At 68.8% G+C, this 24,258-nt stretch carries 25 protein-coding genes; 19 read left to right on the top strand and 6 right to left on the bottom strand.

What is annotated here, in order from left to right; translation table 11 throughout:
* Positions 1-6: 6 nt before the first annotated feature.
* Entirely contained in the window at positions 7-777 is a 771-nt protein-coding gene (locus CFREN_RS05710; RefSeq protein ID WP_070520268.1) for a DUF2705 family protein, read from the bottom strand.
* Complete coding sequence (locus CFREN_RS05715; RefSeq protein WP_209653225.1) at positions 774-1,862, bottom strand: ATP-binding cassette domain-containing protein; 1,089 nt, start codon at positions 1,860-1,862, stop codon at positions 774-776. The genes CFREN_RS05710 and CFREN_RS05715 overlap by 4 nt, the downstream gene beginning before the upstream one ends.
* Before the next feature lie 79 nt (positions 1,863-1,941).
* Between CFREN_RS05715 and CFREN_RS05720 the strand changes: the two genes are divergently transcribed.
* The 3 genes from CFREN_RS05720 to CFREN_RS05730 all read left to right on the top strand — a co-directional run bounded on the left by CFREN_RS05720 (position 1,942) and on the right by CFREN_RS05730 (position 6,531).
* A complete protein-coding gene (locus CFREN_RS05720; RefSeq protein ID WP_209653223.1) occupies positions 1,942-4,233 on the top strand; it encodes a Tex family protein in 2,292 nt (763 codons plus the stop codon).
* Between the two features lie 19 nt (positions 4,234-4,252).
* Positions 4,253-4,603 (top strand): hypothetical protein, encoded by a 351-nt coding sequence (locus CFREN_RS05725; protein ID WP_209653221.1) that lies wholly within the window; start codon positions 4,253-4,255, stop codon positions 4,601-4,603.
* Positions 4,604-4,866: 263 nt separating this feature from the next.
* Positions 4,867-6,531 carry an HNH endonuclease signature motif containing protein gene (locus tag CFREN_RS05730; protein WP_209653219.1) on the top strand — a complete coding sequence of 555 codons (1,665 nt, stop codon included), beginning with the start codon at positions 4,867-4,869 and terminating at the stop codon, positions 6,529-6,531.
* 6 nt (positions 6,532-6,537) lie between these two features.
* On the opposite strand, the gene CFREN_RS05735 is transcribed toward CFREN_RS05730, so the two are convergent.
* Positions 6,538-7,530 carry a DUF1648 domain-containing protein gene (locus CFREN_RS05735; RefSeq protein ID WP_209653217.1) on the bottom strand — a complete coding sequence of 331 codons (993 nt, stop codon included), beginning with the start codon at positions 7,528-7,530 and terminating at the stop codon, positions 6,538-6,540.
* 212 nt (positions 7,531-7,742) lie between these two features.
* Here CFREN_RS05735 and rplS point away from each other — a divergent pair, with 212 nt between their 5' ends.
* The 8 genes from rplS (at position 7,743) to CFREN_RS05775 (ending at position 14,428) form a co-directional block, all read left to right on the top strand.
* On the top strand, positions 7,743-8,084 hold the full coding sequence (gene rplS / locus CFREN_RS05740; protein WP_035120812.1) for a 50S ribosomal protein L19: 342 nt from the start codon (positions 7,743-7,745) through the stop codon (positions 8,082-8,084).
* Between the two features lie 100 nt (positions 8,085-8,184).
* Positions 8,185-9,018: a signal peptidase I gene (lepB, locus tag CFREN_RS05745; protein ID WP_070520285.1), complete on the top strand. Its 834-nt coding sequence runs from the start codon at positions 8,185-8,187 to the stop codon at positions 9,016-9,018.
* A 40-nt stretch (positions 9,019-9,058) separates the two neighbouring features.
* Positions 9,059-9,703 carry a ribonuclease HII gene (locus tag CFREN_RS05750; RefSeq protein ID WP_070520371.1) on the top strand — a complete coding sequence of 215 codons (645 nt, stop codon included), beginning with the start codon at positions 9,059-9,061 and terminating at the stop codon, positions 9,701-9,703.
* Positions 9,704-9,737: 34 nt separating this feature from the next.
* Positions 9,738-10,043 carry a DUF2469 domain-containing protein gene (locus CFREN_RS05755; RefSeq protein ID WP_035120814.1) on the top strand — a complete coding sequence of 102 codons (306 nt, stop codon included), beginning with the start codon at positions 9,738-9,740 and terminating at the stop codon, positions 10,041-10,043.
* A gap of 122 nt (positions 10,044-10,165) precedes the next feature.
* Positions 10,166-10,543, top strand: a complete 378-nt coding sequence (locus CFREN_RS05760) for a YraN family protein (RefSeq protein WP_070520287.1) — start codon at positions 10,166-10,168, stop codon at positions 10,541-10,543.
* Positions 10,544-12,085, top strand: coding sequence for a YifB family Mg chelatase-like AAA ATPase (locus tag CFREN_RS05765; protein ID WP_209653213.1), 1,542 nt, complete (start codon positions 10,544-10,546; stop codon positions 12,083-12,085). It begins immediately after the preceding gene.
* Complete coding sequence (gene dprA, locus CFREN_RS05770; protein WP_070520290.1) at positions 12,082-13,236, top strand: DNA-processing protein DprA; 1,155 nt, start codon at positions 12,082-12,084, stop codon at positions 13,234-13,236. Before CFREN_RS05765 ends, dprA begins: the two co-directional genes overlap by 4 nt.
* 196 nt (positions 13,237-13,432) lie before the next feature.
* Entirely contained in the window at positions 13,433-14,428 is a 996-nt protein-coding gene (locus CFREN_RS05775; protein ID WP_209653211.1) for a tyrosine recombinase XerC, read from the top strand.
* 21 nt (positions 14,429-14,449) lie between these two features.
* Here CFREN_RS05775 and CFREN_RS05780 read toward each other — a convergent pair whose 3' ends face one another.
* Positions 14,450-14,986 carry a M23 family metallopeptidase gene (locus tag CFREN_RS05780; protein WP_209653209.1) on the bottom strand — a complete coding sequence of 179 codons (537 nt, stop codon included), beginning with the start codon at positions 14,984-14,986 and terminating at the stop codon, positions 14,450-14,452.
* A gap of 354 nt (positions 14,987-15,340) precedes the next feature.
* Between CFREN_RS05780 and rpsB the strand changes: the two genes are divergently transcribed.
* The 5 genes from rpsB to CFREN_RS05805 all read left to right on the top strand — a co-directional run bounded on the left by rpsB (position 15,341) and on the right by CFREN_RS05805 (position 19,492).
* Positions 15,341-16,144: a 30S ribosomal protein S2 gene (gene rpsB / locus CFREN_RS05785; protein WP_070520292.1), complete on the top strand. Its 804-nt coding sequence runs from the start codon at positions 15,341-15,343 to the stop codon at positions 16,142-16,144.
* Between the two features lie 111 nt (positions 16,145-16,255).
* Positions 16,256-17,083, top strand: coding sequence for a translation elongation factor Ts (gene tsf / locus CFREN_RS05790; protein ID WP_209653207.1), 828 nt, complete (start codon positions 16,256-16,258; stop codon positions 17,081-17,083).
* Between the two features lie 112 nt (positions 17,084-17,195).
* Positions 17,196-17,930 (top strand): UMP kinase, encoded by a 735-nt coding sequence (gene pyrH, locus CFREN_RS05795; protein ID WP_070520296.1) that lies wholly within the window; start codon positions 17,196-17,198, stop codon positions 17,928-17,930.
* 65 nt (positions 17,931-17,995) lie between these two features.
* Positions 17,996-18,553 carry a ribosome recycling factor gene (gene frr / locus CFREN_RS05800; RefSeq protein WP_035120830.1) on the top strand — a complete coding sequence of 186 codons (558 nt, stop codon included), beginning with the start codon at positions 17,996-17,998 and terminating at the stop codon, positions 18,551-18,553.
* Between the two features lie 141 nt (positions 18,554-18,694).
* Positions 18,695-19,492 (top strand): phosphatidate cytidylyltransferase, encoded by a 798-nt coding sequence (locus CFREN_RS05805; protein ID WP_083291282.1) that lies wholly within the window; start codon positions 18,695-18,697, stop codon positions 19,490-19,492.
* Positions 19,493-19,528: 36 nt separating this feature from the next.
* Here CFREN_RS05805 and CFREN_RS05810 read toward each other — a convergent pair whose 3' ends face one another.
* Positions 19,529-19,945 carry a LapA family protein gene (locus tag CFREN_RS05810; protein ID WP_244979535.1) on the bottom strand — a complete coding sequence of 139 codons (417 nt, stop codon included), beginning with the start codon at positions 19,943-19,945 and terminating at the stop codon, positions 19,529-19,531.
* A gap of 66 nt (positions 19,946-20,011) precedes the next feature.
* Between CFREN_RS05810 and rlmN the strand changes: the two genes are divergently transcribed.
* Positions 20,012-21,109, top strand: coding sequence for a dual-specificity RNA methyltransferase RlmN (gene rlmN / locus CFREN_RS05815; RefSeq protein ID WP_209653203.1), 1,098 nt, complete (start codon positions 20,012-20,014; stop codon positions 21,107-21,109).
* Between the two features lie 91 nt (positions 21,110-21,200).
* On the opposite strand, the gene CFREN_RS05820 is transcribed toward rlmN, so the two are convergent.
* Positions 21,201-21,674, bottom strand: coding sequence for a DUF2631 domain-containing protein (locus CFREN_RS05820; protein WP_070520304.1), 474 nt, complete (start codon positions 21,672-21,674; stop codon positions 21,201-21,203).
* Positions 21,675-21,803: 129 nt separating this feature from the next.
* Here CFREN_RS05820 and dxr point away from each other — a divergent pair, with 129 nt between their 5' ends.
* Positions 21,804-22,982 carry a 1-deoxy-D-xylulose-5-phosphate reductoisomerase gene (gene dxr / locus CFREN_RS05825; protein ID WP_209653201.1) on the top strand — a complete coding sequence of 393 codons (1,179 nt, stop codon included), beginning with the start codon at positions 21,804-21,806 and terminating at the stop codon, positions 22,980-22,982.
* A complete protein-coding gene (locus CFREN_RS05830) occupies positions 22,979-24,211 on the top strand; it encodes a M50 family metallopeptidase (protein WP_209653199.1) in 1,233 nt (410 codons plus the stop codon). Before dxr ends, CFREN_RS05830 begins: the two co-directional genes overlap by 4 nt.
* Positions 24,212-24,258 lie beyond the last annotated feature (47 nt).

The following is a 24,258-nucleotide window of genomic DNA, read 5'->3' on the forward strand; positions in this document are numbered from 1 at the left end:
CCGGGATCACAATTCCTTTCGGTTGAATGATGCGATGCCGAGGGCGATGGCCGCCGCGATGACCGCGATGGTGACCCCGATCGCGCCCGGTTCGGCCGAGGCATCCTTGGCGGCGAGCACTCCTGCCGGGCTCCACTCCATCAGGGGCGGCCACATGCCGGCGACGGCCATCATCGCGAAGTACGCGATGCCCGCCGCTGCAGCACCGAGCGACGACGCGCCCGCCCCCGACGCAGCCATGGTCACGGCGATGACGGACAGTGCGAACAGCAGCCACAGCGCGGTGCCGGTCACGGGGGCGGCGATGCCGGATGCGGAGATGCCGTCGAAAAGCAGGGAGGTGACGGCAATGACGAGAGCCGTGGAGGCGACGGCGACGATGCATACGGTTACCGCCACTGCCGTGAACGCCGACGCCCACAACCCCGTGCGAGAAACGCCCCGGGCGAGGATTGGCGCCGCCGTGCCACGGGCGACGTCGGCGGACACGGCTGAGGCGGCGACGACTGCCACGATGACGATGATCAGCTGCGTGAGGTTCGACGCCCATTGAGCCCACGCGTCGGCGGGTGTTGGGTCCGGCAGTGCGGACACGTCGATGGGAATCATTTGATCACCGCCGATAATGCCGCCTAGGATCTCCGGCAGGTACCGCGCGGTGACGGGGGAGAGCACCGCGAAGAACACTGCGGCGCCGACCAGAGCCCACGTCGCCCACGAGGCGCGCAGAGCGCGGAATTGTCGGCCGAGGAGGACCACCATGGTCGTGGTGCTCATCGTGCACCTCCCATCGCGGTGGTGAAGGCATCGTCGAGGGCGCCGCCGGGTGTGACCCTGACGTGATCGAAACCGGCATCCGCCAACGTGCCCTTGATGTCAGTGCCGGCGGGCGCCCGGAACGTTGCGGTGACGCGCTCGGGATCCCCAAAGCGCGCGACCAATTCCGTCAATGTGCCCGTGGCGAGTATTCGGCCGCGCCCGAGGAACGCCGCCCGGTCGCACACCGCCTCGACGTCGGCCATGGAATGGGTGGAGAAGCACACCGTCGCCCTGCCGCGCAGCGATGCGATGACGTCTAGCACCTCGCGGCGGGCGATCGGATCGAGCGCCGACGTCGGCTCGTCGAGCACCACGATTCCCGGCGTCGCGATGAGGGCCTGCGCAATTCCCAGCCGCTGCCGCATGCCGCGCGACAGTCCCGAAATAGGCCTGTGCACCGACTGCAACCCCGACACCTCCAGAGCTTCGGCGACGCGCTCGTCGAGCTCGTCGCCCTCGAACCCCTCCAGGCGCGCGGACAGCCGCAAATACTCCGCTGGGGTCAGCCACGGCTCGAAGGCGGGGACGTCGGGAAGATACCCGGCCTTTCCGTCGAGCTTCACGACGCCCGCGTCCGCACGGGCCAGGCCCATGAGAATGCGCAGCGCCGTCGTCTTGCCCGAGCCATTCGGCCCGAGGAAACCGAAGACCGACCCGTGCGGCACCGTGAGTGAAACGTCGTCGAGGACCACGTGATCCCCGTAGCTCTTGCTCACCCCGTCGAATTCGATGGCTGGACCGGGCGAGGGGGCCCGGCCCTCGTACCTGGCCAGAAGCGTCGTGCCGGGCCGCACCGTTGGGCCGTCGTCGCGCCGCTCGCCCCATTCCCGGCCGACGGCGAAGAAGATGATCGGCCCGATGCCGTTGGCCAGCAGAACGACCAGCGTCCATGCCCACGGGGGCAGGAGCTTCACCCGTTCCCGCGGCGTAGTCGCCAGGACGGCGAGCGCAGCGACGATGAGGATGACCTGCACGGCGGCAATGGCCCCCAGGGCCACCTGGAGGCCCTGCGGCAGGTCCCGGAATTCGTTCAAAGTGGCCATAGTGCTATCTACACTAGCACATTGCTTCGTTGGCGGGCCGTCGTCAAGCATGCGGGGCCGGGCCACTAGACTCGCCGGAATGATCGAGACCACCATCGCCCGCGAGCTCGGGGTGGACCAGGCGCACGTCGCCACCGCCGTGAAGCTCCTCGACGAGGGCAACACCGTGCCCTTCATCGCCCGCTACCGCAAGGAGGCCACCGGCGGCCTCGACGACGGCCAGCTGCGCACCGTCGAAGAACGCCTCACCTACCTGCGCGAACTCGAGGACCGCAAGACCGTGGTGCTCAAGGCCATCGAGGAGCAGGGCAAGCTCACCGACGACCTGCGCGCCCTGATCCGGGCGTGCGACACGAAGGCGCGGCTGGAGGACCTCTACCTGCCGTTCAAGAAGAAGCGCCGCACCAAGGCCGACATCGCCCGCGAGGCGGGACTCGACCCGCTTCTCGACGACCTGCTGCGCGACCCGTCCGCCGACCCGGCGCAGCTCGCGTCCGGATACGTCACCGAGGGATTCGCCGAACCGAAGGACGCGCTGGCCGGTGCGCGGGCGATCCTCGTCGAGTCGTTCTCCACCGACGCCGACCTGGTCGGCGACGTGCGCGAGCGGGTGTGGTCCACCGGATCCGCGGCGGCGAGCGTCGTCGAGGGGAAGGAGCAGGCCGGCGCGAAATACCGCGACTACTTCGACCACGTCGAGCCGCTGGAGACCATGCCGGGCCACCGCGTGCTCGCGGTGCTGCGCGGCGAGTCCGAGGGCATCCTGCAGCTGGGCATCGACGCCGGCGACGACGCCGTGTACGAGGGCATGGTCCGCCGCGCCTTCGACCTGCCCGAATCCGAGTGGATCGACCAGGCCATCCGGTTCGGGTGGCGCACCAAGCTCGAGGTGTCGGCGGCGCTGGACGCCCGCATGCGCCTGAAGGAACGCGCCGAAGCCGAGGCCGTCGAGGTCTTCGCCCGCAACCTGCGCGACCTGCTGCTGGCCGCGCCCGCCGGCCAGCGCGCGACGCTCGGCCTGGACCCGGGGTTCCGCAACGGCGTCAAGTGCGCGGTGGTCGATGGCACCGGCAAGGTGCTCGACACCGCGATCGTGTACCCGCATCAGCCGCAGAACAAGTGGGGCGCCGCCCGCGACGCCCTGGCCACCCTGTGCGCCACCCACCGCGTCGAGTTGATGGCCGTGGGCAACGGCACCGCCTCGCGCGAGACCGGGCAGCTCGCCCGCGAGGTCGCCGACCTGCTGGTCAAGGCCGGGGGAGCGCGCCCCGAGCCGGTGACCGTGTCGGAGTCCGGTGCCTCGGTGTACTCGGCGTCGGCGCTGGCCGCGGCGGAGTTCCCCGACATGGACGTGTCCCTGCGAGGTGCGGTGTCCATCGCGCGCCGACTGCAGGATCCGCTGGCGGAGCTGGTGAAGATCGACCCGAAGTCCATTGGCGTCGGCCAGTACCAGCACGACGTGTCGCAGACGAAGCTGGCGCACACCCTCGATGCGGTCGTGGAGGATGCGGTCAACGCGGTGGGCGTGGAGGTCAACACCGCGTCGGCGCCGCTGCTGGGTCGCGTGGCCGGCGTGAGCTCGACGGTGGCGGACAACATCGTCGCCTACCGCGACGAGCACGGCGCCTTTTCGTCCCGCAAGGAGCTGCTGAAGGTGCCGCGCCTGGGGCCGAAGGCCTTCGAGCAGTGCGCGGGCTTCCTCCGGGTGCGGGGCGCGGACAATCCGTTGGACGCCTCGGCCGTGCACCCCGAGTCCTATGGCGTGGTCGACCGCATTGCGGCGGCGACGGGTCTGGGCGTGGCGGAGTTGATCGGCAATACGCGGGTGCTGCAGGCGTTGGACCCGCGGGATTTCGGCGACGAGGCCGCCGGCGTCGGCGTGCCCACGGTCACCGACATCATCGCCGAGCTGGACAAGCCGGGCCGGGACCCGCGTCCGGAGTTTAAGACGGCGACGTTCAAGGAGGGCGTGGAGAAGGTATCGGACTTGACTCCGGGCATGATCCTGGAGGGCACGGTCACCAACGTCGCCGCGTTCGGTGCGTTCGTCGACGTCGGAGTGCACCAGGATGGCCTGATCCACGTCTCGGCGATGAGCAAGGGCTTCGTCTCCGACCCGCATGAGGTGGTCAAGTCGGGGCAGGTGGTCACGGTGAAGGTCATGGACGTCGACGTCGACCGTCAGCGCATCGGCCTGTCCCTGCGTCTCGACGACGAGCCGGGCGAGAAGCCGCAGCGTGGCGGTCGTGGCGGCAATCGGAGTCGCGGCGGCAAGCCCCGCAAGTCCCGTAATTCCCGTGGCTCCGGTTCGGGCGGCGCGGGCGGCGGTTCGATGGCGGATGCCCTGAAGCGCGCGGGTTTCGGCGGTTAAGCGGGCGTAGCCTCGGGGCATGGCTTCTTTCACCACTCACCTCACCGCGTTGCTGGATGCGTCGCGGTGGGGGGACGTCGAAAAGCGCATGCGTGCGGCCCTGGCGGATGCGGGGTTGTGGAACGACGGCATCGACGTGCGGATTCAGCGCAATTACTGCGAGGAGGACAACATGCTCCTCGACCAGCATTTGGCCACGCACGAGGCGCCGCCGACGGTCGAGGAGATTCACCTGATCCGCGTCCGGTCGTCGGGGGAGCCGTTGGGCGGGCTCGTCGGGGTGGAGGCGGATCGGGCGATTACGAAGGCGCTGGTCGGCGCGTTGCCCGAGGGAACCAGCTGGTACGGGACGACCGTCGGCACGGATTAGCGTCGGTTGGGGTCGGTTTTGCTTGACGACGGCCCGTCGGTGGGCGTTCGGCCCCGCGTGGCGCCGCTCTGTGCGATGCGCATGTGGCTGATGGTGTGAAAAGAGTTCGAATCGTTATTCTGTTTTCGATGGAATTGAATCGAACGTATGTATCATGAGTGGTGAAGGCGGGGCCGGGGAGGCTCTGCATCGGGGCAGATCAGGTTCGGCGATCACGTTGAAAACCTTCGTCAAGCAGTGCATTCGGCACCGGGGGAATCGATATGGCGTTCGATCAGGGAGCAGTCGGCAGTCATCACGGCACCAACCACGACACACACGACACCAACGGCATAGGCCGCGATGGCCATGCCGGCCGCAACGATTGCGCCGAGCAGCCTCCGCCGCGGAAACGGTGGGCCACCGAGCGCGACGAACCGGCGACCAACCTGGCCCGGGCCCGCAATCTCAACGAGCTGGAATTGGCCATTGCCGTCACGCCGGAAGGCGATGCCGATGTCGCTTCCCACGCTGCATCCGTGGCGATGCGGATCGGAGGCGGCAAAGCGCGTGCGATGGACTACTGCGACGTGGGACTCATGCTGCGGCACATGCCGAAGCTCCTGGAACCGTGCCGGTCGGGAGCGTGGCCGTTGTGGCATTTGACCAAGATCGCCGATGCCATCGTGGCCGTCTCCGCTGAGCATCTGCCCGACGTCGAGGACCGGATCCTCGACTACCTCACACCGCGCCGGGATTTCCAGGCGCTGCCCGGAATCCGGGTCTTCGCCCGCGAATTGCGCCGCATCGTCGAGTCCGTCGAACCGGTGTCCACGCCGCCGGATGAAGACGAACATCATCCGGCCACCGGTGAGTCGTACGGGGCCGACAACGGATACCGCGGTGAATACGGCGAGCTCCGGGCGATCCTGCGCAAGGACCGAATGGCAGAGTTCGACGCCACGGTTCGCGCCATCCGCGATTCGAAGATCAAGGCCGGATACGAGTGTTCCTTGGCGGACGCGCTGATGGCGATGTGCCGCGGCGATTTCGCCGGGGCGACGGTGACGCTGAACGTCTACGCGGACGGCAACGCCGACGACAACGAACTCCGGCTCTGGCTGGACGGGGCCGGGTGGTTGTCGAAGTACCTCACCCGCGAGTGGTTGGAGCGGGCCGACAACGTCCGATTGTCCGCCGATTCCCGCACCGAAGGTTACGTTCCCACCGATGCGCAGAAGGCGCGGGTGCGGGGCCGTGACGGCGGGTGCAGGTTTCCCGGGTGCGAGGTGCCGGCGCACAGGTGCCAGCTCGATCACGTCATCAACTACGGCCCGGGCGAGACCGCCACGTGGAATCTGCAGTGCCTGTGCCAGCACCACCACAATCTGAAGACCAGCAGGCACTGGCACGCGGAGATCCACCCCGACGGGACGGTGACCTGGGCGGATCACACCGGTGAAGTGTTCGCGACGACCGTGCCGCATGGGCCGATCGCCCACATCAAGCGGCAGACCTTCGATCAGCGGGCCACGCGGCTGACCAGAACCGTCCGGGCCGCCAACCACGCGAAGATGCGGGCTGCCGCAGTCTCGGACTTCGCTGCGGGACAGGCGGAGAACCAGCCGCACAACTCTGAAACCGATGCCGCCCGGGAGGCGTACCTCGACGACCTGTGGCTGAACTCGCCCGCGAAGAAGAGCGACGAGTGGGGCGAGTGGAATGAGCGGGAGGCCTGGGACGATTCGGACGAGTGGGACGACTGGAAGGCGGGCGGTTATCCCGATGAGGCGGATGACCCGGATGCGTGGGACGAATGGGCCGGCCCGTGGGACCACTGCCCGGAGGACAACGACCCCCAGGCGATGGAGCGGTTGTGCAAGATCGATCCCGCCCTCCGCATGAACCCGGGCAATCTTCGGTGGGAGGGGGCGGCGAAGGAGAGGTAACCCGAGCTACCCGTGCAGACGATCCAGGCGAGCGTTGATGTCGCCGGCGATGGCGTCGGCGGTCCCGTCGGGAACGACGATCGTCCAGTTCGTGGTGGTCGTGTCGATGTCGATGGCCTCGCCGGACCGCGACGCCACGGCGATGCGCTTGCCCCTGTCGCTGCTCGGCCCCGAATAATCGACGACGCGAATGCCGACCCCGCCCGAATCGCCCCAGTCGTAGCGGGACGGGCGGGCGGCGGTGATGGTCTCCAGGGGAATCGTTTCCCAGATCAGGGCCCGCAACCGCACCGCGTCGTCGTCGACGCGCAGCCGCACGACCATCGTCTGCGCCAACAACGGCACGCACAAGAACAGCAGAACGGCCAAACCCGGCGAAATCAACGCGGACGCGGCGGAGGCCACCACCCACACCGCCAGCAACACCTTCATGCCCGTAGCGGCTCCCGTGCGCACCTCTTCGGAATGCTGTCCGCGGGGGAGCGCCGGATCCGGCGCTCCCTGCGCGGCGACGGCCGTCGGCTCCCGCAACACTGCCGCAACGGCCACGCCGACGAGCAACCCCGCCACAGTGCCGCCGATGGTCCAGACTTCCCCGATCACGACTCCCTCTGCCGTCGCCCGATCCAGCTGCGGCATCACGAGATCCGGGACCATCCCCGCCATGAACCCGGCGAACGTGGTCGCCACGGGCCCAAGGGTGCGCCGAAGAATGCGGGGGTAGCGCCGCGCCGAACCGAGCAGGCCCATCACCAGCACAATCGGAACGGTCACCACCACCAACACCACCAGCAGCGTCGTCGGTGAGCCGAAACCATCGGCCCCGCCGCCCGCGCCGAAGTGCACGGCGACGGGATCGGGCAGCCGCCCCCGCACGGACGCAGCCCACCACACGACGCCGGCCACCACGATCAGGGGAAACGCCACGAAACCGGCCAGGGCGGCACCATCCCAACGGCCGTGCGGGTCGGGGCGCCGGGACGTCGTCAAGCCATTCATGCCCCCCAACACTGCCATGGCGCCGTCAGATTTGGCTCCGACCTGGGCTTCATGACATACTGTCCCGGTTGATCGCGGGTCCGCCGTTGCCCAACGAGGCAGCGGGGAGCGTCGCGACGGCTGAACATGTTTCGGGCACGAACCGGCCGAGCGCCCAACGGGAAGAGCCGCCAGGGTCCTCTGTCCAGCACAGTAGATAGGAAACCAATTCCATGAACATTCTCGACAAGGTTGATGCCGCGTCGCTCCGCGACGACATTCCCGACTTCCGCGCCGGTGACACGGTCGAGGTCAACGTGAAGATCGTCGAGGGCAAGACCGAGCGCATCCAGATGTTCAAGGGTGTCGTCATTCGCCGCCAGGGCGGCGGCGTCCGCGAGACCTTCACCGTCCGCAAGATCTCGTTCGGCATCGGCGTCGAGCGCACCTTCCCGGTCCACTCCCCGAACATCGACTCCATCAACGTCGTGTTCCGCGGTGACGTCCGTCGCGCCAAGCTGTACTACCTGCGCAACCTGCGCGGCAAGGCCGCCCGCATCAAGGAGAAGCGCTGAGCACCGTCCGTGCTTTGCGACGGCGCCGGTTCCACCGATTCGGTGGAGTCGGCGCCGTCGGCGTTTTCGGGCCGGTGGTCGGCGCGTATAGTCGCGAAGCATGACCGAGGACGATCCCACCGCCGGCGAAACCAGCCCCACCGGGAAGAGCTGGAGGCCCTCCGGGCACCGCGACACCGCCGATGCCGATGCCGCCGACACCACCGACCGTGACGGCGACGACGACCGGGGCGTGCGGACGCCGTGGTGGATCGAGATTCCGATCATCATCGTCATCGCCCTGCTGATTTCCGTGGGCGTGCAGACGTTCGTCGGGCGCGTGTACCTCATCCCGTCGGAGTCGATGCAGCCGACGCTGCACGGCTGCGAGGGGTGCACCGGCGACCGCATTTGGGTGGACAAGTTGTCGTACCGGTTCTCCGAACCCGAGCCGGGCGACGTGCTGGTGTTCAACGGCCCGCCGTCGTGGGACGACACGTTCGTCAACCCGCGTTCCACGAATCCGGTGATCAACTCGATGCAGACGTTGGGCAGCTGGATCGGCGTCGTCGCGCCGAACGAGAACGCTCTGGTCAAGCGCGTCATCGCCACGGGCGGGCAGACCGTCCAATGCCGCGAGGACGATCCGGGGATCATGGTCGACGGCAAGCTCGTCGACGAGTCGTTCACGCTGGCCCCGCCGCAGAACCCGATCGACCCGACCGTCGGTTCCGAGGCCTGCGGTGGCCCGTACTTCGGGCCGATCACCATTCCCGACGATCACCTGTGGATGATGGGCGACAACCGCACCAACTCGCTGGATTCCCGCTACCACCTCGGCGACGAATACCAGGGCAGCGTGCCGGTGGAGTTCGTCGTCGGCAAGGTGCAGGCGATCATCCTGCCGTTCAGCCGCATCGGCGGCGTCGATGACCCGGACATCCAGGGCCAGTAGCCTTCGTCCCGCGCTCGTCGACGATCTGCCGCGGCCGACGCTGCGCAGGCTCGCCCAGGACCGGATGTACGAGGTGGCCCTGGACAAGCGCGGGTTCGGTCCGGTCGCCGGGGTCGACGAAGCGGGGCGGGGCGCCTGCGCCGGCCCGATCGTCATCGCCGCCTGCGTGTTGCCGCGCCGCACCATCCCGGAGCTGGCGGCCCTCACCGATTCCAAGGCACTGTCGCCCGCGGCCCGCGAGCGCCTGTTCCCGATCATCCGACGCTTTGCGACGGCCACGTCCACCGTCGTCATCTCCGCCGGGGAAATCGACGCCCGGGGCATCCAGCACGCGAATATCTCGGGAATGCGGCGGGCCGTCGCAAAGCTCCCGGTGCGCCCGGGATACGTGCTCACCGACGCGATGACCGTGCCCGGGCTGGAATCGCCCCATTTGCCGATGATCGGGGGCGACGCGGCGGCCCGATGCATCGCCGCCGCGAGTGTCGTCGCAAAAGTGACGAGGGATCGCATTATGTTTGAGCTCGATGCGCAACTGCCGGGTTACGGTCTGGCCGGGCACAAGGGCTACGGCACCGCCGCGCACATGGCCGCAGTGGAGATGCTCGGCGCGAGCCGGGAACACCGGATGAGTTACGCCAACGTGGCGGCGGCGCACCGGCGCCACCGCCGACAAGATGCATGAGACGACCGCACCGCAACCGAGGGGAGACGCTGACGTGAGCGCCGAAGATCTGGACAACTACGAAGCCGAAGTCGAGCTGTCCCTCTACAAGGAATACCGCGACGTGGTCAGCCAGTTCGCCTACGTCGTCGAGACGGAGCGGCGGTTCTACCTGGCCAACGCCGTCGAACTGATCCCGCACAACTCCGGTGGCGAGGTCTACTTCGAGCTGCGCATGTCCGACGCGTGGGTGTGGGACATGTACCGCCCGGCGCGTTTCGTGCGCTACGTCCGCGTGATCACGTTCAAGGACGTCAACATCGAAGAGCTGGACAAGCCGGATCTGCGCCTGCCGGACTGATCTGCGCCTGCCGGACCAGGGGTGGGCGCGCGTCGTCCACAGGACGCGATCCATCCACAAAACCCGCCCGCCGGGGCACCGGCCGGCGGGCCTTTTTGCCGTCCCCGCCGCATGGTCGGGGCATGACGCGAGCAGGACGGAAAAAACAAGCGGAGCGGCGACGACTCGGCGCGGCGGGAGAGACCGCGGCGGTGGGGTTCCTGAAAGGGCGGGGGCTGACGCTGATCGGGACCAATGTCCGGGTGGGCCGGGACGAACTCGATGCGGTGTTCCTGGACGGTGATGCGGTGGTCGTCGTCGAGGTGAAGACCCGGTCGACGGCCATGATGGGCGACGGTCTGGCGGCGGTGACCGGGCGGAAGATGCGTTCGCTGCGCCGGGGCGTCGCCCGATGGCTGCGGGAGACGGGGAGGGACTGCGATCACGTGCGTTTCGACGTCGTCGACGTCAGGCCCGCCGGCGGGGAATTGACCCTCGAGTGGTTCCGGGGCGTGGCGTAGATGAGCGTCGGCAGGTCGGTGTCGGTGGCGTTGCAGGGGCTCGACGGGGTCGTCGTCGCGGTGGAGGCCGACGTGGGCCCGGGATTGCCCGGTATGCACATCGGCGGATTGGGGGACGCCGCCGTGGCCGAGGCGCGGGATCGCGTGCGCACCGCGGCGGTGAACTCGGGGTTGACGTGGCCGCGGACCAAGGTGGTGGTGTCGATGTCTCCGGCCAGCCTGCGCAAGCACGGGTCGTCGTTCGACCTGTCCATCGTGTGCGCGGTGCTGTCCTCCGGGCTCGACGACGGCGACGAGGCGCGCGGTCGGCTCGAACGCACGGCGCTGCTCGGGGAAGTCGGGCTCGACGGGACGGTGCGGCCGGTGCAGGGAATCCTGCCCGCCGTCATCGCCGCCCGGGACGCGGGACTGCGGTGGGTGGTCGTGCCCGCCGGCAATCTCGACGAGGCGGCGTTGGTCGGGGGAATCGCCGTGGGAGGGGTGTCCACCCTGGCGCAGTTGTGGCGGTGGGCGCTCACGGGTGACGGGGTGGATGCGCCCGGTGAGGGGCGGCGGGCCGTCGTCACGCAAGAACTGCCGGACATGCGGGACATCCACGGCCAAGACGAGGCGCGCCGGGCGCTGGAGGTCGTCGCGGCCGGCGGGCACCACGTGTTCCTGACGGGGCCGCCCGGAACCGGCAAATCGATGCTCGCGGCGCGGCTGCCGGGGATCCTGCCGCCGCTGGCGGAGGCCGAGGCACTGGAGGTGACGGCCGTGCATTCGGTGTCGGGGCGCATCGGGGCGCACGAAGGCGGGCTGATCACCCGGCCGCCGTTCGTGGCGCCGCATCATACGGTGACTGCGGCGGCGCTGCTCGGCGGAGGATCGGGCGTGCCGAAACCCGGGGCGATGAGCCTCGCGCATGGCGGGGTGCTGTTCCTCGATGAGGTGACGCTCATGCCCGCCCGGGTGCTCGACGCGCTGCGCACCCCGCTGGAGCGCGGGGAAGTCACGCTGCTGCGATCGCGACACCAGGTGCGGTACCCCTGCCGCGTGCAACTGGTGATGGCCGCCAACCCCTGTCCCTGCGGTGCCGCCGAGCCGGGGGAGTGCACGTGTCCGCCCGGGGCGCGGCGTCGGCACATGGCCGCGGTGTCGGGGCCGCTGCGCGACCGCATCGACGTGCAGCTGTCCATCCACCCGCGGCATTCCGTCGTGAGGCCGGAGCCGGGCGAGGAATCGGCGGCGATCCGCGAGCGGGTGATCGCGGCGCGGGACCGGGCGCGCGCACGATGGACGGCGATGGGCATCGAGGCGGCGGGGGCGAATTCCTCGGTGCCCGGACCGGTGCTGCGCAGAAACGCACCGGCCGACGATGCGGGGATGGCGTACCTGGAATGCCGACTGGCGGACCGGAGCGTCACCCAACGCGGCGTCGACAGGGCGCTGCGGGTCGCCTGGACGCTCGCGGACCTCGACGGACGGGAGCGGCCGACCCTCGAGGACGTGGCCGCGGCGTGTGGCCTGCATGCCCCGACCGACGGCGAGGTGGCGGCATGACGCGGGCGCGCCGGGCGTGGGCGTATCTGGCGCGGACGGTCGAGGGGCCGCATCCGTCGCTGAACGTGTTGTTGGGAGAAGTCGGGCCGGAGGAGGCCGCCGAACGCGTCAAACGACGGGTCGGGTTGCCGCGGGATCTGGCGGGGGCGACGGAAACCCGGTACCACCGGGATCAATCGGACGAGGACCTGGCCGCCGCCGAGCGGCACGGGTTCCGTCTGGTCACCCCCGAAGACGACGAATGGCCCGTAGACGCGATCCAACAATTCCTCGGGTCGACCGCCACGGGGCCGGAGGCCGCGCCACCGCATGCGTTGTGGGTGCGGGGCGGCGAGTTGGGTTCGCTTTTCGACGACTCCGTGGCGATGGTCGGCACCCGGGCCGCCACGTCCTACGGCACCCGGATGACCGAGCGATTGGCGGCGGGCGTGGCCCGTGCGGGGGCGACGATCGTCAGCGGCGGGGCGCTCGGCATCGACGCGGTGGCGCACCGGACGGCGCTGGAAGCCGGCGGTCGGACAGTCGTGGTCGCCGCATGCGGTCCGGGGGTCGACTACCCGGTGTCGCACGTGGACCTGTTCCGGCGGATCGGGGCGACGGCGAAACACGGGGCGATCGTCACCGAGTACCCGCCGGGGGTCAGGCCGGCCCGGCACAGGTTCCTCACCCGCAACCGTTTGGTGGCCGGGCTGACCGGGGCGACGGTGCTGGTGGAGGCGGGGTGGCGCTCGGGGGCGCGCAACACCGCCGGGTGGGCCAGAAGCATGAACCGTCCGGTCGGGGCGGTTCCGGGGCCGGCGACGGCGGCGTCGTCCACGGGTTGCCACGATGCGATTCGGCAGGGGGACGCGGTGCTGGTGACCAGTCCGGAGCACATTCTCGGCCTGTACCGGGGCGTCGGCGCCGTCGACGAGGACGCGCAGCTGGAGTTGGATTGGGCCGCCGATCCCGTGCAGGCGCTGGGCCGCAACGAACTGCGGGTCTACGACGCCACCCCGATGGCCGGGGTCGGGGAAGGCCGGGGTGCCGATACGGCGGCCATCGCGGCAGAGGCGGCGCTGACGTTGCCGTTGACCATGCATCTGCTGCTGGCCCTGGAGGGAAAGGGCCTGGTGGTCCGTGAGGGGAGTACGTGGCGAAGGGCGAGGTAGGGGCCTTCGAAAATCGGGGGAAAATTGGGGGTTGCGACTTCCGTAAGGCTATGTAGAATAGGGCAGGCAAGCCTAAGGGAGGGGCCGATACGGGCTGGTGTCGGCCACTCTTCCCGCTAACGGTGGGCCGGACGAGGGCGTCGTGTCTTCAGGGGTCGCGACGGCCACCCGGCTCACCGGGGTAGGGTCTTGCATCATGGGTGAGGCACTGACGACGGCTTCCGGAGGGCCCGCGGATCACGCGGACCGCCGGGGGCCGTCGTCGCCGCTCTCCGACGCATTGTCCCCGAACCTCGAGGCGGTGCTGGGAGACTTCCTCGACCACCTCGAACATGTCCGGGGACTCGCGCCGCGCACCATCCGCGCGTACCGGGCCGACCTCGTGCCCTTGCTCGCGGGCATCGACGACATCGGCGAACTCGACGTTCGCGTCATCCGGGCCCACCTCGGCGCCAAGCATCGGGCGGGTGCGGCTCGTTCGTCCCTGGCCCGGGCCGTGACCTCCATCCGCCGGTTCGGGGCCTGGGCGGTCTCGGCGGGGCTTCTCGACGTCGACCCCGCCGCCCGCGTGACCGGACCCCGCCCGCATCGCCACCTTCCCGAGATCCTCACCGTCGACCAAGCCGACGCCATGCTCGACGGGAAGGGGGGAGAGGGAGAGGTCGCTTCCGGCGAAAACGCCACTCCCGCACGGCGGGCGCTGGCCCTGCGGGACCGGGCGTTGATGGAGATCCTCTACGCGGCCGGCATTCGAGTGGGCGAGTTGTGCGCCCTTGACGTCGGCGACGTCGATCTGGCCCGCGGCACCCTCACCGTCACGGGCAAAGGCGACAAGCAGCGCACCGTCCCCTTCGGCGAACCTGCGGCCCGCGCCATCGAGAACTGGATCGGCGCCCGCGACGAGGTGGCCGCCGGAGAGAACCCGGCCCTGTTCCTCGGGGCCCGCGGCGGGCGGCTGGATCCCCGTCAGGCCCGCCGCATCGTCCACGCGGCGACGTCGGAGGCCGGGGCGGACCTGTCCCCGCACGGGCTGCGCCACACCGCAGCCACGCACATGGTCGAAGGTGGCGCCGATCTGCGCGTCGTGCAGGAGATGCTCGGCCACGCGTCGCTGGGCACGACGCAGATTTACACCCACGTCTCCACCGACCGGCTGCGCGAGGCGCACCGCCGGGCCCACCCCCGGGCGTGAGCGGGCCCTTCCCTCAGCCCCTCACTCCACGGGTTTCAACACGATCGGCCTGAGCCACAGCAAATCCAGCGGATTGAGGTAATCCCGACCCCGCAGCGCGCCCCAATGCAGGCCGGGGTCCTGGCCGGCCTCCAACGTCCCGATCACGTCACCCCGGCGCACCCGATCACCGCGACGCACCGACCACCGCACCGGCTGATAGGTGGTGCGGATGCCGTCGGCGTGCATCACCGACACCGTCGGCGTCCCCGCCACCATCCCGGCGAAGTGCACGACACCGTCACCCGAGGCTCGCACGGCCGATCCGATCGGCGCCGCCAGATCCACGCCCCGGTGTCCGGGCAGCCAGCGTTGGGCCGGCGGATCGTAGGGCGTGACGACGTCGCCCGGCACCGGTTTGGCGTGCTCTATCGCTGAGATGCCGCCGGAGCGAGGGGCGGCATCGGCCACCGTGGATTCCGGAATGACGGAAATGCAGACAAAGAGCGAGCAGCACAGGACAATGCACAGGCACCGGGCCAGCGATCGAATGGCCGTATGTTGGAGGGGCGCGGTCACGGCCTCAGATGACCGTGAAGGTCGGCCGTCGTCAAGCGAAAAAGCCCGGCCCCGACGCCCGATTGTGGATAAAAGTCGACCTGTGGATGAGCCCGTTGGCGCCACCAGCGGCGTTGCGCTAAACTACCCCCCGCAGTGTGCCCGGACGACCCGGGCACGCTGACTTCGCGCGCCGCACATCGCAGCCCACGTCGCCGGGTGCCCGGTCACAACCGGGAGGCGACGCAGGTTCCAGCGGCGCCAGGGTGCGGAGAAAACCCGCACGCGACATCAACCGAACATCAATCAGAAAGCGAGGAAGGGAAGCAGCCGCGGTCCTAGTCAGACCGGACGAGAGGCCTTCCCTGAATTCACATGGCTGTCGTTTCCATGCGCGAACTCCTCGACGCCGGCGTCCACTTCGGACACCAGACGCGTCGCTGGAACCCCAAGATGAAGCGCTTCATCTTCACCGACCGCAACGGCATCTACATCATCGACCTGCAGCAGACGCTGACCTACATCGATGAGGCCTACGAGTTCGTCAAGGAGACCGTCGCCCACGGCGGCAACATCCTCTTCGTCGGCACCAAGAAGCAGGCCCAGGAGGCCGTGCAGAACGAGGCCGAGCGCGTCGACATGCCCTACGTCAACCACCGTTGGCTCGGCGGCATGCTCACCAACTTCTCCACCGTCTCCAAGCGTCTGGCCCGCCTGAAGGAGCTTCAGGCCATGGACGCCGCCGAGAACGGCTACGAGGGGCGCACCAAGAAGGAAATCCTCATGCTGACCCGCGAGCGCACCAAGCTGGAGCGCACCCTGGGCGGCATCCGCGACATGGCCAAGGTCCCCTCGGCCCTGTGGATCGTCGACACCAACAAGGAGCACATCGCCGTCTCCGAGGCGAAGAAGCTCAACATCCCGGTCGTCGCCATCCTGGACACCAACTGCGACCCGGACGACGTCGACTACCCGATCCCGGGCAACGACGACGCCATCCGCTCCGCCACCGTCCTGACCCGCATCATCTCCTCCGCCGTGGAGGAGGGCCGCCGCGTCCGCGCCGAGCGCGAGACCGCCGCCAACCGCGAGGCCGCCGGTGACGCCCCGGTCGAGGCTCCCGCCGCCGAGGCCACCGAGGCTCCGGCCGAGCAGGCCGAGACCCCGGCCGCCGAGTAGTTTCGCGGGGACGGGAAACCGTCGATGTGGGAGACTGTCCGCACGGACAGTCTTTCCGGGCCGCATCCCGACGGCCCATCCGACAAACGACACCAAGGAGGATCGCCGCACATGGCGAATTTCACCGCCGCCGACGTCAAGAAGCTCCGCGAGCTCACCGGCTCCGGCATGAAGGCCTGCAAGGACGCCCTGGTCGAGACCGAGGGTGACTTCGACAAGGCCGTCGAGATCCTGCGCATCAAGGGCGCCAAGGACGTGGGCAAGCGTGCCGAGCGCACCGCCGCCGAGGGCCTCATCGCCGTCTCCGGCAACACCATGGTCGAGGTCAACTCCGAGACCGACTTCGTGGCCAAGAACGCCGAGTTCATCGAGTTCGCCAACAAGGTCGCGGAGGCCGCCGCCAAGGTCAAGGCCAACTCCCAGGAGGAGCTCGCCGCCGCCGACCTCGACGGCCAGTCCGCCGCCGACGCCACCCAGGAGCTGTCCGCCAAGATCGGCGAGAAGCTCGAGCTGCGTCGCGCCGTGACCCTCGAGGGCGACGACGTCGCCGTGTACCTGCACCGTCGCTCCGCCGACCTGCCCGCCAGCGTCGGCGTGCTCGTCGCCTACACCGGCTCCGGCGAGGAGGCCCAGCAGGCCGCCCACGTCGCCGCCATGCAGGTCGCCGCGCTCAAGGCGCAGTACCTCACCCGCGAGGACGTCCCGGCCGAGCGCGTCGATGCCGAGCGCACCGTCCTGGAGAACATCACCCGCGAGGAGGGCAAGCCGGAGGCCGCCCTGCCGAAGATCGTCGAGGGTCGCCTCAACGGCTTCTTCAAGGACATCGCCCTCCTGGACCAGGCGTCCGTCGCCGACTCCAAGAAGACCGTCAAGCAGCTGATGGACGAGGCCGGCGTCACGCTGACCGGTTTCGCCCGCTTCGAGGTCGGCCAGCACTAAAGGCCGCCGCGACAGCGCAGGGGCGGGCCCCGGACCTTCGTCGGTTCGGGGCCCGCCCCTTTGCGCGTGTACCATCTGCGATAGCCGATTACCCCGCACAGAAAGAAGGGTCATGACCGACACCACCGAAAAGGACGCCCGCACCGGTTTCCGGCGAGTGATGCTGAAGCTGGGCGGTGAAATGTTCGGTGGCGGCTCCGTGGGCGTCGACCCCAACGTGGTCGAAAACGTCGCCCGCCAGATCGCCGAGGTCGCCCGCGCGGGCACCGAGGTGTGCGTCGTCATCGGCGGCGGCAACTTCTTCCGCGGCGCGCAGCTGCAGCAGCGCGGCATGGATCGCGCGCGCTCCGACTACATGGGCATGCTGGGCACCGTCATGAACTGCCTTGCGCTGCAGGACTTCCTGGAGCAGCAGGGCGTGGACTCGCGGGTGCAGACGGCCATTCAGATGACGCAGGTCGCCGAGCCGTACTTGCCGCTGCGCGCCAAGCGTCACCTGGAGAAGGGCCGCGTCGTCATTTTCGGCGCCGGCATGGGCATGCCGTACTTCTCGACGGACACCACCGCCGCCCAGCGAGCCCTGGAGATCGGGTGCGACGTGCTGCTGATGGCCAAGGCGGTCGACGGGGTGTACTCCGACGATCCGCGCGAGAACCCGGACGCCGAGATGTTCGACCACATCACCCACCGCGAGGTCATCGAGCGCGAGCTGCGCGTCGCCGATGCGACGGCCTTTTCGCTGTGCATGGACAACGACATGCCGATCCTGGTGTTCAATCTGCTCACGGACGGCAACATCGCCCGCGCCGTGGCGGGCGAGCACATCGGCACGCTCGTGCGCAGCTGATAGATTAAAGACCCGTAACACCCGCAGGGGACGAGACCGACAGGTCCCAGATAGAAGAGGCGACGATGATCGACGAGACGCTGCTCGATGCAGAAGAGAAGATGGCCAACTCCGTGGAGCACTGCCGCGAGGAGTTGACCCACATCCGCACCGGCCGCGCGAATCCCGCGATGTTCAACGGCGTCATCGCCGAGTATTACGGCGCGCCGACCCCGATCACCCAGATGTCCACCATCTCGGTGCCGGAGCCGCGGATGCTCATCATCAAGCCGTACGAGCCGTCGGTCATGCAGGACATCGAAGATGCCATCCGCAACTCGGATCTGGGCGTCAACCCGACCAACGACGGCCAGGTTCTGCGCGTCACGGTGCCGCAGTTGACGGAGGAGCGTCGCCGCGAGATGACGAAGATCGCCAAGGGCAAGGGCGAGGACGCGAAGATCGCCATCCGCAACGTGCGCCGCAAGGGCATGGAGGCCCTGAAGAAGATCCAGAAGGACGGCGACGCGGGCGAGGACGAGGTGCAGACCGCCGAGAAGGAGCTCGACGGCGTCACCAAGAAGTACGTCGAGCAGGTCGATGCGCTCGTCGAGCGCAAGGAAGCCGAGCTGATGGAGGTCTAGGACCTCCGCTTTCCCGTATGCCCCCTTTTTTCACGAACCGGAGCTGACGTGCCCTCGCCGAATTCCGAGCGCCTCATCGAGGAGCTCCGCCTTCCCAAGCCGCGCAATTCCGCGGGGCGCAACGTGCCCGTCGCCATCGGCATGGGCGTGTTGCTGGGTGCCCTGGTCATCGGTTCGCTGCTGCTCGGCCCGGTGGCGTGGTACGTCCTCGTCGCGGTGGCCGCGGCGGCGGCCACGTGGGAGGTGGCGCAGCGGTTGCGGGAGTCCGATTGGATGTTGCCGCGGCCGGTGCTGATCCTCGGCGGGCAGGCGATGATTTGGCTGTCGTGGCCGATGGGGGTGTCGGGCATCGCCGTGGGCCTGTTGGCCACGTTGATGGCGTTGCTGGTCAGCCGGTTGTTCTTGTACGGCGCGAACGAGGCGCCGCGGAACTGGCTTCGCGACGTCGGCGTGGGCTGTTTGGTGATCATGTGGATCCCGCTGTGCCTGGCGTTCGCCGCGAGCCTGGCGCACATGCCCACTCCGGGCGACGTGAATCCGGTGTGGGTGATCGTCACCTTCATGTTGTGCGTGGTCGCCAATGACGTCGGCGGCTACGTGGCCGGGGTGTTCTTCGGCAAGCATCCGATGGCGCCGGCGGTGAGCCCGAAGAAATCGTGGGAGGGTTTCGCGGGCTCGGTGGCCTTCGGCTCCGCGGTTGGTGCGGCGTCGGCGGTTCTGCTTCTCGACGCCCCGTGGTGGTTCGGCATGGTGCTCGGCATGGTGCTCGTCGTCGCCGCCACCCTCGGCGATCTCGTGGAGTCGCAGTTCAAGCGGGATCTGGGGATCAAGGACATGTCCGACCTGATCCCGGCCCACGGTGGCCTGATGGACCGCCTGGACGGCATGTTGCCGGCGGCGGCCATGGCCTGGATGATGTTGACGATCTTCGGCCTGTGACGGCAGGGCCCCGGGGGCGGGGGAGGGGCCGGCGGGTCAGCCGCGCTTGTGGTTGCGCTTCATTTCGAACATCTTCCAGATGCCGGCGCAGGCCATGATGAGGCCGCCGATGATGGAGGCCAGCAGGAGACCCACGCCGAGCGGGAAGTTCCACGTCCACGCGAACAGGTTGAGCTCAACGGACTGCTGGTTCTGCATGATGAACACCAGCAGCAGGATCAGCAGCAGGGCACCGACGATGAGGGCGACCCACGTACTCGACGCCGCGGTGCCCTGCTTGGCGGGTTTGGCGGGCTTGTCGTCGTGGAAGGGGGTGGGGGCCTTTTCCGTCGCCGGGGCGATCGCGGTGTCGTCGCTGCCCGGGGCGGGAGGGAGGTCCGCTGTGTTCTCTGCGGGCAGGGGGTAGTCGTCGCGGGAGCGCCCGGAGGCGGCGGGAAGGTCGTTTTCAGTCATGCACACCATTCAACCTTGCCGTGCGGTTCGCCGCCAATGGTCGCAGCATGCGATGATGAGGCCATCATGACCAAGCAACTTCCGCTCGTCTTCAAGGCGCCCCGGCGCGGCATGCCCGACACCCACCTCGCGGACCTGGATGGTCCGGCCCTCAAGGAAGCGGTGAAGGATCTCGGCCTGCCGGCGTTCCGCGCCAATCAGATCGCCCGCCATTACTACGGCCGCCTCGAGGCGGACCCGGAGACCATGACGGACCTGCCCGCCGCCGCCCGCGGCAAGGTCAAGGACGCGTTGTTCCCGCCTCTTCTGGAGCCGGTGCGGCACATTTCCTGCGATGACGGCGAGACCCGCAAGACCCTGTGGAAGGCCGGCGACGGCACGTTGCTGGAGTCGGTGCTGATGAAGTACCCGGATCGTGCGACGCTGTGCATTTCGTCGCAGGCAGGTTGCGGCATGGCGTGTCCGTTCTGCGCGACCGGCCAGGGCGGTCTGCAGCGCAATCTGTCGACCGCGGAGATCATCGACCAGGTCCGCGAGGCCGCAGCCACCATGCGCGACGAGGGCGGTCGGTTGACGAACATCGTCTTCATGGGCATGGGCGAGCCCCTGGCCAATTACAAGCGCGTCGTCGCCGCGGTGCGCCGCATCACTGACCCGGTGCCGGATGGTTTCGGCATTTCGCAGCGCAACGTCACGGTGTCGACGGTGGGGTTGGCGCCGGCGATCCGCAAGCTTGCCGACGAGGACCTGTCGGTGACGTTGGCGGTGAGCCTGCACACGCCGGACGACGAGCTGCGCGACACCCTGGTGCCCATCAACAATCGGTTCACCGTCGCCGAGGTGCTCGACGCCGCCCGCTACTACGCCGACAAGTCCGGACGTCGGGTATCCATCGAGTACGCGCTCATCCGCGACATCAACGACCAGGGGTGGCGCGCCGACATGCTGGGCAAGAAGCTGCACAAGGCCCTCGGATCTCGCGTCCACGTCAATCTCATCCCGCTCAACCCGACGCCGGGGTCGAAGTGGGACGCGTCGCCGAAGGAGCAGCAGGACGAGTTCGTCCGCCGCGTCCGCGAACAGGGCGTGCCCTGCACCGTGCGCGACACCCGCGGCAACGAGATCGCCGCGGCCTGTGGTCAGCTCGCAGCCGAGGGCGCCTGACCCACACGGTCGTCCCACGCGGACGCGAAAAACGCCCGCGCCGTGCGAACACGGTGCGGGCGTCGTCGTCCCGGGGGACCTCCAGTGAGGATTAGGCCTGGAGGGTCTTGCCCTTGTCCTCGTCGGTCGCCGGAATGCCGGCGGTCACCGGGGCCTGGGCCTTGTTCTTGCCGTAGGTCTCCGGGGTGTGGTTCCAGGCGCGCATCTGGGACTCGGTGAGCTCGGCGTAGACGCCGGTGCCGTTGAGCTGGTCGCTGGTCCACTGCGGCTCGACGTGGCCGAGCGGCTTGTTGTGGGCGGTGACGGTGCGGACCTGCTTGCCCTTCGGCGAGAAGGCGCGCAGCAGCAGGCCGATGGTGAAGAGCGCGGCGATGCCGATCAGCCAGATGTTCTCGACCTTGCCCGGGTGGTTGCCCCAGAGCATCGCGATCAGGAAGATCACGGAGATCCAGCCGGCCTTCTGCAGGGTCGCCTCGCTCAGGGCGCTCCAACCCCACTTGGCGGCGGGGACGTCGAGATTGCTGACGCCGTTGTAGAATTCTTCCTTCTTCTGTCCGTGGGCCACGGTAATCCTCCTGTTTGCGCCGTACCTTCGCCGCCGCAGTGCCTGGTGTTGCTTGTGCTCGTCACGGTGTTCGTCACCGTCGCATCCGCGGCGGTCCCGCTAACGTGCATTTTGGCACACTCTCAGCGAATGTTGAGTATCGGGTGTAACAATACCCCAGTGAAGACCAGGATTCTCGTTCTCGGCAGCACCGGTTCCATCGGCACGCAGGCGCTGGAGGTGATCGCCGACAATCCGGAACGGTTTGCCGTGGTCGGACTGGCCGCGGGCGGGGGGAACCCGGAATTGCTCGCCGCCCAGGCGAAGGCCCACGGCGTGTCGTTCGATCATGTCGCCTGCGCCGATCCGGCCGCCGCGGCGTCCATCGACGCATCCGTCCTCCACGGCCCCGACGCCGCCGAGCGTCTGGTTCGCGAGGTCGAGGCGGACGTCGTGCTCAATGCGCTGGTCGGTTCCATGGGGCTCGGGGCGACCCTCGCCGCCCTGGAGTCCGGGGCGCGTCTGGCGCTGGCGAACAAGGAATCCCTCGTGGCCGGTGGTTCGCTGGTCCTGCGCACCGCGCGGCCGGGCCAGCTGGTGCCGGTCGATTCGGAGCATTCCGCCATGGCCCAGTGTCTGCGGTCGGGCACCCTGGACGAGGTCGACCGGCTCGTGCTCACGGCCTCCGGCGGCCCGTTCCGCGGTTGGACCCGCGAGCAGCTGATGACCGCCACCCCCGAGCAGGCGGGCGCGCACCCGACGTGGTCGATGGGCCCCATGAACACCCTCAACTCGGCGTCGCTGGTGAACAAGGGTCTGGAACTCATCGAGGCATCCCTGCTTTTCGACGTTCCGGCCGATCGCATCGACGTCACCGTGCACCCGCAGTCGATCATCCATTCCATGGTGACCTTCATCGACGGGGCGACCATCGCGCAGGCGTCGCCGCCGTCGATGAAGCTGCCCATCGCCCTGGCCATGGGGTGGCCGGACCGCGTCGCCGACGCCCAGCCGGCGCTGGACTTCCGCGACGCGATGGATTGGCGTTTCGAACCCCTCGACGACGACGTCTTCCCGGCCGTGCGCCTGGCGCGCGAGTCGGTGACGGCGGGCGGTTGCACCCCGGCGGTGTACAACGCCGCCAACGAAGAGGCCGCGGAGGCGTTCCTCGCAGGCCGCATCGCCTTCCCGCACATCGTCGACATCGTCGGGGAGACCCTCGACGCCATCGACGCGACGGCGCAGCCGCGCGACATCGCCGACGTCCTCGAAGTCGAGGGCCGGGCCCGGGCGCTGTCCACCGAGTTGGCGGATAGGCTGGCGCGGTGAGTTTTCTTCTCGGGGTCGTCCTTTTCGCGCTCGGCATCGCAGTGACCATCGCCCTGCACGAGTGGGGCCACATGCGGGCCGCCCGCGCATGCGGCATGCGCGTGCGCCGTTACTTCATCGGCTTCGGACCGACGGTGTGGTCCACCAGCCGCCGCCACGCTGGCGCCGGGGGCCATCTCACCGAGTACGGCGTCAAGGCCGTGCCGTTGGGCGGTTTCTGCGACATCGCGGGCATGACCGCCCAGGACCCGGTGGCGCCGGAGGAAGAGGAACACGCCATGTGGCGCCGCCCCTGGTGGCAGCGCATCGTGGTGCTCTCCGGCGGCGTGGCCATGAACCTCGTCGTCGGCGTCATCCTCATCTACGTCGTCGCCGTGGCGTGGGGCCTGCCGAACCTCAACGCGGACTATTCGCCCCGCGTGCAGGCCACCCAGTGCGTGCCCGCCACCCAGCACGCCGACGGGACCCTGTCGGAGTGTTCCGGCACCGGGCCCGCCGGAGACGCGGGGTTGCGGGCCGGCGACGTGATCACGTCGGTCAACGGCCGGGAGGTGGAGACCTACCCGCAGGTCATCGAGGCCGTCGGGTCGTCGGAAAGCGGCCCCATCGAATTCACCGTCGAGCGGGCGGGCACCACCGAAACGATCACGGTGCAACCCGACGTCGTCGAACGCCGCGCCGCCGACGGCACCGTCGTGGAAACCCCCGCCGTCGGCGTGCTGTTCCAACGGCCGGACAACACCCTCAACGAGTACACGCCGCTGACCGCGGTGCCCGGGGCGCTGACGTTCACCGTCGACATGTTCGGCGCCGTGTGGGACGGCCTGCTGTCCATCCCGTCGAAGGTGCCCGGCGTCGTCGCGTCGATCTTCGGCGGCGAACGCGACCAGGAAAGCCCCATGAGCGTCGTCGGCGCCAGCCGCGTCGGCGGCGAGATGGTGGAAAACGACATGTGGAGCGGGTTCCTCATGATGCTCGCCAACCTCAACTTCTTCCTCGCGCTGTTCAACCTCGTGCCGCTGCCGCCGCTCGACGGCGGGCACATCGCCGTCGTCGTCTACGAGAAGCTCCGCGACTTCGTCCGCCGCCTGGCCGGCAAGCCCGCCCTGGGCCCGGCGGATTACACCAAGCTGATGCCGGTGACGATGGCGTTCACCGCCGTCCTGCTGACGTTCGGCGTGATCGTCATCGCAGCCGACGTCGTCAACCCGATCCGGCTTTTCGGCTAACGTCCATGTGTAGACGCCATCCAGGCATGGCTATCCACGTACCGCCA

It is taken from the genome of Corynebacterium freneyi, assembly GCF_030408835.1.
Taxonomy (GTDB): Bacteria; Actinomycetota; Actinomycetes; order Mycobacteriales; family Mycobacteriaceae; genus Corynebacterium; species Corynebacterium freneyi.

Excerpts from the sequence above, each read along its gene's own strand:
- CFREN_RS05710 (WP_070520268.1), bottom strand. The coding sequence starts at position 777 with ATGAGCACCACGACCATGGTGGTCCTCCTCGGCCGACAATTCCGCGCT.
- CFREN_RS05715 (WP_209653225.1), bottom strand. The coding sequence starts at position 1,862 with ATGGCCACTTTGAACGAATTCCGGGACCTGCCGCAGGGCCTCCAGGTG.
- CFREN_RS05720 (WP_209653223.1), top strand. The coding sequence starts at position 1,942 with ATGATCGAGACCACCATCGCCCGCGAGCTCGGGGTGGACCAGGCGCAC.
- CFREN_RS05725 (WP_209653221.1), top strand. The coding sequence starts at position 4,253 with ATGGCTTCTTTCACCACTCACCTCACCGCGTTGCTGGATGCGTCGCGG.
- CFREN_RS05730 (WP_209653219.1), top strand. The coding sequence starts at position 4,867 with ATGGCGTTCGATCAGGGAGCAGTCGGCAGTCATCACGGCACCAACCAC.
- CFREN_RS05735 (WP_209653217.1), bottom strand. The coding sequence starts at position 7,530 with ATGAATGGCTTGACGACGTCCCGGCGCCCCGACCCGCACGGCCGTTGG.
- rplS (WP_035120812.1), top strand. The coding sequence starts at position 7,743 with ATGAACATTCTCGACAAGGTTGATGCCGCGTCGCTCCGCGACGACATT.
- lepB (WP_070520285.1), top strand. The coding sequence starts at position 8,185 with ATGACCGAGGACGATCCCACCGCCGGCGAAACCAGCCCCACCGGGAAG.
- CFREN_RS05760 (WP_070520287.1), top strand. The coding sequence starts at position 10,166 with ATGACGCGAGCAGGACGGAAAAAACAAGCGGAGCGGCGACGACTCGGC.
- CFREN_RS05765 (WP_209653213.1), top strand. The coding sequence starts at position 10,544 with ATGAGCGTCGGCAGGTCGGTGTCGGTGGCGTTGCAGGGGCTCGACGGG.
- dprA (WP_070520290.1), top strand. The coding sequence starts at position 12,082 with ATGACGCGGGCGCGCCGGGCGTGGGCGTATCTGGCGCGGACGGTCGAG.
- CFREN_RS05775 (WP_209653211.1), top strand. The coding sequence starts at position 13,433 with ATGGGTGAGGCACTGACGACGGCTTCCGGAGGGCCCGCGGATCACGCG.
- rpsB (WP_070520292.1), top strand. The coding sequence starts at position 15,341 with ATGGCTGTCGTTTCCATGCGCGAACTCCTCGACGCCGGCGTCCACTTC.
- tsf (WP_209653207.1), top strand. The coding sequence starts at position 16,256 with ATGGCGAATTTCACCGCCGCCGACGTCAAGAAGCTCCGCGAGCTCACC.
- pyrH (WP_070520296.1), top strand. The coding sequence starts at position 17,196 with ATGACCGACACCACCGAAAAGGACGCCCGCACCGGTTTCCGGCGAGTG.
- frr (WP_035120830.1), top strand. The coding sequence starts at position 17,996 with ATGATCGACGAGACGCTGCTCGATGCAGAAGAGAAGATGGCCAACTCC.
- CFREN_RS05805 (WP_083291282.1), top strand. The coding sequence starts at position 18,695 with ATGGGCGTGTTGCTGGGTGCCCTGGTCATCGGTTCGCTGCTGCTCGGC.
- CFREN_RS05810 (WP_244979535.1), bottom strand. The coding sequence starts at position 19,945 with ATGACTGAAAACGACCTTCCCGCCGCCTCCGGGCGCTCCCGCGACGAC.
- rlmN (WP_209653203.1), top strand. The coding sequence starts at position 20,012 with ATGACCAAGCAACTTCCGCTCGTCTTCAAGGCGCCCCGGCGCGGCATG.
- dxr (WP_209653201.1), top strand. The coding sequence starts at position 21,804 with ATGTTGAGTATCGGGTGTAACAATACCCCAGTGAAGACCAGGATTCTC.